This window comes from Myxococcus vastator (genome assembly GCF_010894475.1).
Lineage (GTDB): Bacteria > Myxococcota > Myxococcia > Myxococcales > Myxococcaceae > Myxococcus > Myxococcus vastator.
On record NZ_JAAIYB010000301.1, the window covers coordinates 1 to 10,616 of the forward strand.

A 10,616-nucleotide genomic window follows, 5' to 3' on the forward strand; every position below is an offset into this window, starting at 1 on the left:
CCAGTTGGGGGACAGGAACCGCGCCACCTGGCGGAAGCTGGTGAAGGACGGACTGGCCCACGGCGGCATCGTGGAGCTGCCGCTGGAGGAAGCCGCGGCCCTGCTGGCCGAGGCCGCCGGCACCAACCTGCGCACCCGCACGCCCTTCCCCGACGGACTGGACGTGGTGCTGCGCCACTTCGGTGTCCAGCCGCGGCTGTCCCCCACCGAGCTGCCCCCGCCCGAGCCCGAGGACCTCCGCCGCGCACGGGAAGCCGACGTCCTCCATGACACCGTGGAGCTGGCCTCGTGGCTGCCTCCGGAGTCCGACATGCGGGCCCTGGTGCAGAAGATGGACGAGGTGGTGCACAGCCCCCTGTCGCTGAGCGACGCGCAGCGCCAGGAGCAGCTCCAGGCGGCGATGCTCGGCGTGGCCCGGGACTTCTTCACCCCCGAGGTGCGCCAGCGTTATGCGCTGCGCCTGTGGCGGATGGCGGACTACTTCGAGCGCAGCAGCCGCCCACGTGAGGCGGAGCTTGCCCGGGCCGAGGCCCGCCGGCTCTTCCATGGGGCCCAGGAGCCCTTCTCCCGCTTCGCCGAGCGGCTCTTCGAGAAGGTGGTGGCCCTGGTGGCCGCCACCGGAGCGCGGGCCGGCGCGGACACCGGCCCCGAGGAGGCCGCGCCGGCCCCCTCGCTGGAGCGGCGCAGCCCCGGCGGGCTCATCATCCCCTGAGCCCAGGGGACCCACGCGCGGCCACTCAGGCCGGCGTCACACGGGCACGCAGGAGCAGGTCCAGGTTCTCCCGCTCCCACGCGAGGGCGCGGGCGTAGTCGTGGAACTGCTTCTCGTGTTCCATCAGCTCGGGCGGGTGGATGCAGCGCCGTCCGTCGTCGCCCTTCCGCGTCCGGTACACGTGGTGGAGCATCTCGTGGAAGACAATCCACTCCACGAAGTAGCGGGGCACCACCGGCTGGTCCAACGCCGGGTGGATGCGGATGACCTTCGAGTCCGCGGAGTAGGAGCCCATCTTGATGCTCTTGCGAGGCCCCTTCACCCGCGGCGCCGGGCCATAGGTGATGGCCGCGTCGATGCGGCCGTCGAAGTAGCGCTCGTTCAGCCGGTCGTAGATGCGCTCCAAATCGTGGTGCTGCCCCACGGGCTCCAGCCGGATGCGCTTGCGCATCTGCGCCGGAGACAGGCGCCGGATGTAGACGCGGTTGCGCTCGATGAACTTGTCCAGCAGCACGCTGGCGTCCGGGTCACCCTTGCGCACGAAGCTGGCGAGCGCCTGCACCACGTCGTCCGGAGCGACCAGGAACATGTGGTGCAGCCGAAGCCGCCACATGGCCCGCTGGCGTTGGAACGTCAGCATGGTGTGCGTGTTGTCGTGAATCTCCAGCGCCACCTTCGCGCGCAGGCGCGTGCGCAGCCGCCGCTCGAGCACACGACGCCAGACCTTCAGGAGCCTGTTGGGCTCGGGGACGAGAGGAACCTGCCGGGCCACCCGGCCGGCCGTGTAACTCCGCTTCCTGATTACGTTTTTCTGACTCTTCGGGCGCGCCATAAGGGTTCCGGATTCTACGGACCCGTCTGACATGTGTAAACGCGCTCGGGAAGGTGAAAACCCTGGAATTCCAACGACTTAAGGACACTCAAGCCCACCCGGTCCCACTTGTCCGCCGCTGGGGGAGGATGCCGCATACCCGTCAAACGCCCGATGTCACTAGCGTCGCTTCTTGCACGGAATCTGCAGGACGAGCGGACCCTCGCTCGCCGGCTCTATAAGGTAGGGTTTTGTACCCTTCGGCTTCCGACGTCCCGGGCACTGGTAGCTCACCCGGATGGGGCCCACGGGCAGCGAGACGAGGGTGTTGATGGGGAGGCGCTCGCCCCCCTCGCGCCGCAGCACCGTGCGGGCAGGGGCATTGAAGCGGACGCTCACCTGCGTGGGCTCCGCGGCGGCGGTGGGCGGCGCATCCGGGTCGGCGGTTGGGGCCGCTGCGGCTCCCGGCTCCGGGGGCTTCGGCGGTTCAGTCGGCGCCGTCGCCTCCGGGCGGCCGTCGTCTTGCGCCACGGCGGGCGCGTTCGTGAGCCCGGCGGCAGGCGACGCCTGTCCCGTGACGGGCCGGACGACAGGCGACGCCGTCCCCTGCTGCTCCAGCGCGCCGACCGACAAGTCCCGCGGCGGCTTCGCCGATGCCGCCTGCGCGCCGACCATGAACCACCACATCACGCCAATGCCCAGGGCGAGCAGCCCCACGACGCACGCCACCACCCGAACCACCGGACGCTTGCGCCTGGGCTGCGTGGCCCGCGTGTCGGCGGTGAACTCGCCCGAGTCGCCGCGGTAGCCCATGGTGGACTCGTCATCGTCCGGCTCATCCCGGAGCGTGGGCCGTGGGTCCGTGTACTCCAGCGAGGAATGGCTCAGGCCGGTGTCCTGGAAGTCCTCGTCGTCCGCTTCCGCGTGCCGGGCGCCACGGGACAGCGGCGGGCTCCGTGGTGGGGGCGGCCGCTGATTCACCGTGGCGGGGGTCAGGGAGACGGACTGGGAGAGCTCCAGGTCCAGCGAGGACGCGCGGCGCGGAGGCACCGGCGTGATGGAGACGGACGAAGCCGCGTCTTCCTCCGGCGGAGGGGGCCTGCGTGAGGCCGCCACGTGAGAGGGAGACGACGGGCCGGGGCGACGGGTGCGAGGCGCCTCCGCCACGCGCGAGGGAGGAGGCGCCATGTGTGGCGCGGAGCGGCGAACCGGCGCCGGCGGCGTCGCGGCAGGACGGGATGGAATGCCCTTGGGGCGACTCCGCTGCGGCACGGTGGACTCGCCGTCGCCGATGTCCAGGTCCTCCACCGCCAGCGCCGCGGCTCGGTAACCCACGGGCGTGGTGGCGACAGCGGTGGACATCTCCGAATCCTCGTCGTCGTCATCCGCCTGGCGGGCAGGCAGCTCGCGCGGGCGCGCCATCTGCGTGGCGGGCTCTGGCTCATCGCCGGAGAAGGACACCGGCACCGAGTCCCCTGACGCGCGGCGAGGCGTGGGCCGGGCCGTGAGACCAGGCGTGAGCTGCGCGCTGGGCACCGGGGCCAGGTCGGATTCGGGCGTGGTGGAGGACAGCGTGGGGGCGGTGGACTCCAGCACGGACGGGCGCCGCGGCGGCTCTGCGTCATGGGAGAGCCGGACCCCCTGCAGCGGTACGGTGGCTTCACGCCGGCCGGGGCCCTTGGCCTCGGGGATGTGGAGGATGGTGCGCTCCTCCTCCTCGCCCAGCAGCCGGCAGATGTACTCCGACACGTCCAGGCTCTGCCGGAGAGTGCCGGAGGCGAGGAAGGCCTCCAGCGCGTCGTGCACCTCGGACGCGCGCTGGTAGCGCAGGGCGCGGTCCTTGGTGAGGCAGCGCATGACGATGCGCGAGAGCGCCTGCGGGTAGTCGTCGCGCAGCAGGTGTGGCGGCGACGGGTCCTCGTAACGGATGGCGTAGAGGATGCCTTCCGTCGTCGGCTTGGCGAAGGGCTGCCGGCCGGTGGTGATTTCGTACAGCATGGTGCCCAGCGCGAAGATGTCCGCGCGGTGGTCCAGCCGCTCCTGCGACACCTGCTCCGGCGCCAGGTAGAGGAACTTGCCCTTGATGACCCCCGGCTTGCTGCGCTCCATGAACGCGCCCGCCTTGGCGATGCCGAAGTCGACCAGCTTGACGCGCCCGTCGTAGCCGATCATCACGTTCTGCGGGCTGACGTCGCGGTGGATCAACTCCAGCGGGCGCCCATCCACGCCACGGCTGTGGTGCGCGTAGTTCAGGCCGGCGGCCACCTGCCCGCAGATGCGCGCGGCCACGCCATAGGGCACCGTGGCGCCGAACTTGGACTCTTCGGCCATGACGCGCCGCAGGTCCACGCCCTCCACGTACTCCATGGCGATGAAGATGTTGTCGCCCTCCTTCCCCAGTTCGTGCACCTGCACGATGTTGGGGTGGTGGAGCTGCGCGGCGATGCGCGCCTCGTCCAGGAACATCTGGACGAACTCGGGCTCCTCCGAGAGGTACGGGAGGATGCGTTTGAGCACCACCAGCTCGGGGTCCGGCGGTCGCTGGGACAGGAACAGCTCCGCCATGCCTCCCACGGCGAGCCGCTTGATCAGCAGGTAGTTACCGAACGGAATGGCCGTCTGGGGCGAGCTCACGAAGAAAAGCCGTCTGTCTGAAGGTGAATGGGCTGGACTTTTCCGGAGCTTACCCACAATCACCGGCTCCTGGGAGCCAGGGACCCGCTTCGGTGGGTTCCGGACACCCACCCCGCCTTCCGGGCCCAAAAAGAAGCCGCCCCTCCCCGGGTGGGCGAGGGGCGGCTCGTTGCGAACCAGCGATAGGAAAGCGGACCGTTACGGCACTTCCGCCGGGGTGACTGTTCCCACCATGTCCGTCGTGCAGTCCGTCGGAATCAGGACGTAGGTGTACGGGTTCGTGGTGCCGGGGACGACTCCGTCCGCGTATTGGTTGCACTGGAAGGCCGTGCCACCATCGCTGGTCGTCGTGGTGCCGCCATCCGTGCACACCACATTCGAGTACGTGTCCCAAACGCCCCGGAGGCCGTTTTCGAACGTCACCGTGCCACCATCCTCAGCAGCAGCGCGCACGTCGCACCCCTCTACGTTGTAAGTCTTGTAGTTGGCCACGAGGATGCCACCCGTCACCTCGAAGCCCAGGTAGGTGTCGTTCTCCGGCTCGTTCGGGCGCTGCTTCATCGCCGCGGGCGTCGCGTTCGTGATCGTCAGCGGGCCCGGAATGTGGACGCGCGTACCGCCAAGCTCGGGATTGGGAACCGCCACGCCACCCTCCGCGTCGCCGAAGCCTTCCGGCACGGTGTTGTCGGGCAGCGGCTCCCCAGAGCCCTTCTTGGTGATGACCAGGTTCCCCGTCGCGCCCGTCACATCCAGCCGGAACGCGCTCTTGATGACCGGACGATAGGCCTCGCGCATGTTGGGGGCATTGTCAGTCGCCTGGGCATTGAAAGTGCGGAACAAGCCCTGGACACGCAGCACATCACCCACGACGGGTCCATAGGCCTTGGTCTCGTCCGTGTAGAACTTGTCGACGAAGATGCCCTCGGTCGGGAAGCACGAGTCCACGACCCAGAACCGTGCGGTGTAGTCGCCTTGGTTGCCGCGCGTCGTCTGGCTGACGGCCGTCACGATGACCTCGTCCAGCGTCACCGCCTCGCCACGAGTGCCACTCTCGCGCAGCCGTCCGATGGGGCCCTTGCCTTCGACCGGCTCGGGGCAGACCCGCGGGCCGGCGTCCTCGGGAGGAAGACCCGCGTCCGTCCCCGCGTCGGTGCCCGAATCAGCGCCACAATTGCCGATACAGCCCGCATCCGACGTCGGATCCGGATCGCCATCATCATCCCGGCCAGAGCAGCCAGCAACGGAAGCCATCGTCGCTGCAGTGATCAGCGCCGCGGCGCCCAGCGTTTTGCGCAGTTCCATGTCTTGAGTCTCCATTCGTTTCGGCGCCACGATTCGCGCAACGCCGACGCCTGCCGGCCTGAGGATGGGGCCTTATACCGGCGCCTTACGGGGGCCGGCAAGGAAGGCGCCCACGGCACAGGTGACACGTGGGTGAACTCCAGTCACGTGAGTCCCGGATTCCACACTGGGTCCGGATTCGGGCTCGACACTCTCAGGATTCCGAGAAAGACGTCCCCTGCCTGCTGCCATCCAAGGAGGCACGAGGTCGTCTGGGCCTCGTCGGGAAGAGGCCGCCCTATGGCGGCGCCTCAGTCCACCGACCTGGATGGTCCGTCGCCGATTCGGGAAAGGTGGACACAGGTCGGCTCTTGTCTAATCGCTGGGAACGAGGATTGCTGAAGCCCACGCTCATGAGCCTCCGCGCCCTTTTCCCCTACGTCACGCTGACCTCGCTGTTCACTGCATGCATCAACGTTCCCGACATCGTGGACGAACAACCCGATGCAGGTGACATCACTGAGCCCGATGGCGGCCCGGCTGACGGCGAGGTCACGCTCACGTCCGTCGATGGCGCGACGCATGTTCGAGCCACCGTCACACTCCAGATCGGCACGAGCGTACAGCAACCTGACGCAGTCGAGCTCTTCGTCGGAAACGAGCTGCTGGCTTCATTGCAGCCTCCTTACACGTACATCTGGGACACCACCTCGTTTCCCGAGACGACTCACACACTGGTTGCCCGCGTCACGAAGGGCGAGCGTATCGAGACGAGTGATGAACGACGATTCGTCGTGGATCGCACCCCGCCCACCATCGTCTCCAGGGAGCCCACCCCAGATGACAGCGCCGTCGCGGCTGGGAGCCCCATTCGCGTTCGCATTTCGGAGCCCGTTCAGGGCGCGACGCTGACCGGAACATCGGTTCGACTCCGCCTGGGAGGCGTCCTCATCGACCGCACTGTCGAACTCACGGAGAATGAGACACTCCTGACCATCTCCCCCACGGAGACAGGTCCCGTACCGCATGAGTTCGAGTTGGCGCTGGCAGACTCGATTACGGACCTGGCTGGCAACCCGCTCGAGGATTCAACCAGGACGTGGTCATGGCGGGCTCCAGCATGGCTGAGCGTCGGCCCAGCAGTGGGAATCAGCCCTCCCTGGGCGAATTCACCCCATCTGCATCTGCCCCCGGGCAACGCGCCGCTCCTGACGTGGAGGAACGCCACAAGCATTTCAGTCCGCAGCTTCCAGGAGGGCACCTGGAACAACCTGGGCGGGGACCTCAATGTACGCGCCGATGACAGGAATGTGTTCCCATCAGCCCCCACTGTCATCAACCACGACGGCACCCCATTCGTGAGCTGGACCGAGGAGGAAATTGGCGGAGGCACGGCCTATGCCCGCGCCTGGGCTACCAGCGATTGGCAGTCCGTTGGCGACGCAGTGGACGGGGCAGGCAAGCCAACCCTCCAGTTCGGCACCGAGTCGTCTCCGTGGCTCGCGGTCATCCAAGACGGTCCGGAGCAGGGAGCAACGAGCATCCGCGTCCGTCGGCAGAACGGTGCGCAGTGGGAGAACGTCGGCGGCGCGTTCCGGGCTGTCACGGCCGAGCTCGGTCGCGTCAGCGACGTGTCCCTGAGATTCCACGCCGCCGTGCCCTACATTGCCTGGTCCGAGTTCGAACTGAACGAGCAGAACCACCCCATCAACGGCCGCATTCACGTGTGGCGGCGAGTGTCCAATGAGTGGGTACCACTGGGCCCCGCCCTCAAGACGCATACGTCCGATACCAGTGCGAGCCAGGTGGACATGAACCTGGATGGAAACGGACGTCCGCTGGTCGTCTGGTCCGAGACAACCCCGGACGGGCCAACGGGTACCGCAGCCAACGTCTACGCCTCAAGATGGGACGGCAGTCAGTGGGTTTCCCTGGGAAGTGGCTTGAGCGCCACCCCTGGAAACACCCCCGCGGACCTTCCGTCCCTGGCTCTGGCTCCCGACGGCACGCCGATGGTGGCCTGGAGAGAGAGCGACGGCGCGACGAACCGCGTCCACGTCCGCCAGTGGGCAGGCTCCGAATGGAGGACCCTCCACGGCTCCAGCAGCGTTCTGCCGGACGCCGCGAGCGTGGGCAGCCTGAATCTCCAGGTGGACGCGGACGGCATCCCCTGGGTCGCGTGTGAGGCCACGGCCGAAGACGGGCCTCCACGAATCTTCGTCTACCGCTTCAACCGCTAGCCAGCCCCACGCCGCCAGTCGCTACACTGGCGGCATGGCATCCTCTCCCCTCCCCTTCCTCCGCGGCCTGCGGCCTACGCTGCACATCGCCCACCGCGGGGGCGCGGCCGTGGCGCCGGAGAACACGCTGGCGGCCTTCCGGCAGGCCGTGGAGCGCTATCGCACGGACATGCTTGAGCTCGACGTCCACCTCACCCGGGATGGGGAGCTCGTCGTCGCCCACGATGCCACGCTTGAGCGCTGCACGGACGGGACCGGCCCCCTGGCCGCGCTCACGCTGGCCGAACTCCAGCGGCTGGACGCGGGCTTCCACTTCACGCCCGATGAAGGCCGCACCTTCCCGTTCCGGGGCCCTCCAGAATCTTCAGCACGTTGTGCGAGGTGAGCCGCTCCTCGAAGCCCACCACCTCCACGTCCGGGTTGAGGGCTTCAATCGCGGCCCGGGCGCTGGCCACCTTGGGCTGACCCTGACGCTCGCGGGTGTGGATGACCTGCCGCTGGAGGTTGCTCAGGTCGACCACGTCCGAGTCGACGATGCCCAGCGTGCCCACCCCCGCGGCGGCGAGGTACAGCGCCGCCGGCGAGCCCAGTCCGCCGGCTCCCAGCAGCAGGACGCGGGCCTGGAGCAGCTTCGCCTGGCCCGCCTCACCCACCTCGGGGAGGCTCAGGTGGCGGCGGTAGCGCTCCTTCTGCTCGGCGGTGAGGACAAAGGGCTTCTCCACCGGGAGGGCGGCGTCACTCCACCGGTTGTAGCCGCCGGCCAGGGAGGCCACCCGCTCGTACCCCAGCTCCTTCAGCGTCTTGGCGGCCAGGGCGGAGCGGGTGCCTCCGGCGCAGTAGACGACCAGCTCCTCGTCACGCTGGACCTGGCTTTCGACGCGTAACTCCAGGTAACCCCTTGGAATGTGGAGGGCGCCGGGCAGCCGGCCACCGGCGTATTCGTCCGCCTCCCGGACGTCCAGCAGCCGCACGGAGGCCCGGGCATCCAGCAGCCGCTTCACGTCCTCCACGGAGACCTCGCGAATCTCTTGTTTCACTCCGGCCAGCAGCGTCTGGAAGGTCCGAGCCATGTCGGATGCATATAACCCAGGGGCTGGGCCCATGGCTTTTCCGGGCCCGGGCGTTATAAGTCCTCCAGAGGAGACATGGACATGGACAGCACCCCCACGACTTCCGCCGCCCCCGCCGCCTCGCCGGCTTCCCAGGCCACTCCGGTGGCCGTGCGCCTGACGGACGCCGCCATCCAGCAGGTGAAGAGCGTCATCAAGGCCCAAGGCTTCGAGGGCTACTTCTTCTCCATCCGCGTGGTGCCCGCCGGCTGCAGCGGCCTGGGCTACGACCTGAACCTGGTCAAGGAGTCCAAGGCCGGTGACGCCGTCTGGGAGCAGGACGGCGTGCAGATTGCCTCCGACCCGATGAGCAGCCAGTACCTGGCGGGCACGGAGATTGACTACGTCTCCGCCATCACCGGTTCGGGCTTCAAGTTCAACAACCCGAACGCGAAGTCCTCCTGCGGCTGCGGCACGTCGTTCACGACCTGAGCCGAGCCACCGCGGCAGCGCCCATGACGCGGGCGGGAAGGCCGGGCCGGGGCGGATGCCTCGCCCGGCCTTCGTGCGTCAGGCGCCCGCGATGGGCGTCATCACCTTCAGCCAGGACTGGTTCTCCTTCTGGCGGGCCAGCCGCAGCGTCCGGCGCGCCTGCGCCTCCTGGAAGGCGGCGCGGTCCGCGTCCGTCTCCATCAGCAGGGGCGGCACCGGCACGCGCTTGCCGGCCTTGTCGAGGGCCACGAAGGTCAGCAGCGCGCTGGTGGTGAGGTGCCGCTCGCCGGTGAGCGGGTTCTCCGCGTGCACCGTGACGCCCACCTCCATGGAGGTGCGGAAGGCGGCCAGCACCCGGCCGTGCAGCAGGGCAATCCAGCCCACCTTGATGGGGGCGTGGAAGTGCAAATCATCCATGGAGGCCGTCACCACGACCTGCCGGCAGTGGCGCTGCGCGGCCACGGCCCCGCAGACGTCAATCCATTGCATCACCTTGCCGCCGAAGGCGGCATCCAGGTTGTTGGCGTCCGGAGGCAGGATGAGCTGAGTCATCACCACCTCCGTGTCCTTCGGATTCTTCGCGCTCGGGTCGGTCATCTCGCACCTTGGATTGTCGGACGGAGCCTGCGGCGGGGCCGCGCCGGTTCATCCGGTGGATATCCCAAGCGCTGACGCGATGGGCCAGCAATGTCCGCGCGGGAGCGGCGCTCAGGCCAGGAAGGTGGAGACGCGGTCGAGGAACTCCTCGCGTCCCCGGCCTCGCCGGATGTCCTGCGTGGACACGTCCAGGGTGAGGCAGTCCACGCCGTACTTCTCCTGCAGCACCAGGGGGAAGCTGGCGTAGTAGCCGTTGAGGCCCCGGAGGAACTGGTGGCGGATGCCCTTCTCCTCCTCGCGGCCCCGGGTGCGGATGCGCTGGAGGAGCACGTCCACGCTGCCGACCTCGAAGCAGATGACCTTGTCGGGCCGGATGATGTGGCGCGACAGCCGCTGGAAGTACTCGTAGTACAGGTCCAGCTCCGCGTCCGTCAGGTGCCCCAGGCCGTGGAGGTACTTGGCGAAGATTTCCGGGTCCTCGTACAGCGTGCGGTCCTGCACGCAGCTGCGACGGTAGGAATGGATGAGCTCGTGGTGTTCGACGCGCCGGATGAGGAACTCGAGCTGGAGCGTGAAGGACCAGCGCGTCATGTCCGCGTAGTAGTCACGCAGGAAGCGGTTGTCGATGACGGGCTCGTCGAACAGCTCGTAGCCGAAGGCCTGGCTGATCATCTTCGCCGCCGTCGTCTTGCCCGCGCCGATGTTGCCCGCCAGCGCCACGAAGCGCCGTGCCTTGGGCACCTTGATGCGCATCGTGTTGCGGGAGCGCGGGGTGGCCGCGGGGGCCGCTTCCTGGGCAG

Annotated in this window: 7 protein-coding genes and 3 pseudogenes; 4 read left to right on the forward strand and 6 right to left on the reverse strand. The window is 68.4% G+C overall.

The genetic code is table 11. The features are described from left to right. Nucleotides 1–712: pseudogene (locus G4D87_RS25440) on the forward strand (hypothetical protein); the annotation flags it as partial. A 25-nt stretch (nucleotides 713–737) separates the two neighbouring features. On the opposite strand, the gene G4D87_RS25445 reads toward G4D87_RS25440, so the two are convergent. The 3 genes from G4D87_RS25445 to G4D87_RS25455 all read right to left on the reverse strand — a co-directional run bounded on the left by G4D87_RS25445 (nucleotide 738) and on the right by G4D87_RS25455 (nucleotide 5,474). After that, a complete protein-coding gene (locus G4D87_RS25445) occupies nucleotides 738–1,484 on the reverse strand; it encodes a hypothetical protein (RefSeq protein WP_163784832.1) in 747 nt (248 codons plus the stop codon). Nucleotides 1,485–1,703: 219 nt separating this feature from the next. After that, nucleotides 1,704–4,157 carry a serine/threonine-protein kinase gene (locus G4D87_RS25450; protein ID WP_163784833.1) on the reverse strand — a complete coding sequence of 818 codons (2,454 nt, stop codon included), beginning with the start codon at nucleotides 4,155–4,157 and terminating at the stop codon, nucleotides 1,704–1,706. Nucleotides 4,158–4,355: 198 nt separating this feature from the next. Continuing rightward, entirely contained in the window at nucleotides 4,356–5,474 is a 1,119-nt protein-coding gene (locus G4D87_RS25455; RefSeq protein WP_205507717.1) for a hypothetical protein, read from the reverse strand. 377 nt (nucleotides 5,475–5,851) lie between these two features. Between G4D87_RS25455 and G4D87_RS25460 the strand changes: the two genes are divergently transcribed. Together G4D87_RS25460 and G4D87_RS25465 are read left to right on the forward strand one after the other, a co-directional pair. Beyond that, nucleotides 5,852–7,678, forward strand: coding sequence for an Ig-like domain-containing protein (locus G4D87_RS25460; RefSeq protein WP_163784834.1), 1,827 nt, complete (start codon nucleotides 5,852–5,854; stop codon nucleotides 7,676–7,678). 34 nt (nucleotides 7,679–7,712) lie between these two features. Then, nucleotides 7,713–8,030: pseudogene (locus G4D87_RS25465) on the forward strand (glycerophosphodiester phosphodiesterase family protein); the annotation flags it as partial. Here G4D87_RS25465 and G4D87_RS25470 read toward each other — a convergent pair. Next, a pseudogene (locus G4D87_RS25470) lies at nucleotides 8,029–8,748 on the reverse strand (ThiF family adenylyltransferase); the annotation flags it as partial. The pseudogenes G4D87_RS25465 and G4D87_RS25470 overlap by 2 nt on opposite strands. An 81-nt stretch (nucleotides 8,749–8,829) precedes the next feature. Here G4D87_RS25470 and G4D87_RS25475 point away from each other — a divergent pair. Further along, nucleotides 8,830–9,219, forward strand: coding sequence for a HesB/IscA family protein (locus G4D87_RS25475; protein WP_163784835.1), 390 nt, complete (start codon nucleotides 8,830–8,832; stop codon nucleotides 9,217–9,219). A gap of 78 nt (nucleotides 9,220–9,297) precedes the next feature. Here G4D87_RS25475 and G4D87_RS25480 read toward each other — a convergent pair whose 3' ends face one another. Further along, complete coding sequence (locus G4D87_RS25480; RefSeq protein WP_163784836.1) at nucleotides 9,298–9,816, reverse strand: acyl-CoA thioesterase; 519 nt, start codon at nucleotides 9,814–9,816, stop codon at nucleotides 9,298–9,300. Between the two features lie 111 nt (nucleotides 9,817–9,927). Next, nucleotides 9,928–10,616 (reverse strand): deoxynucleoside kinase (locus G4D87_RS25485; RefSeq protein WP_240358600.1); only part of this gene is annotated, 689 nt, incomplete at its 5' end.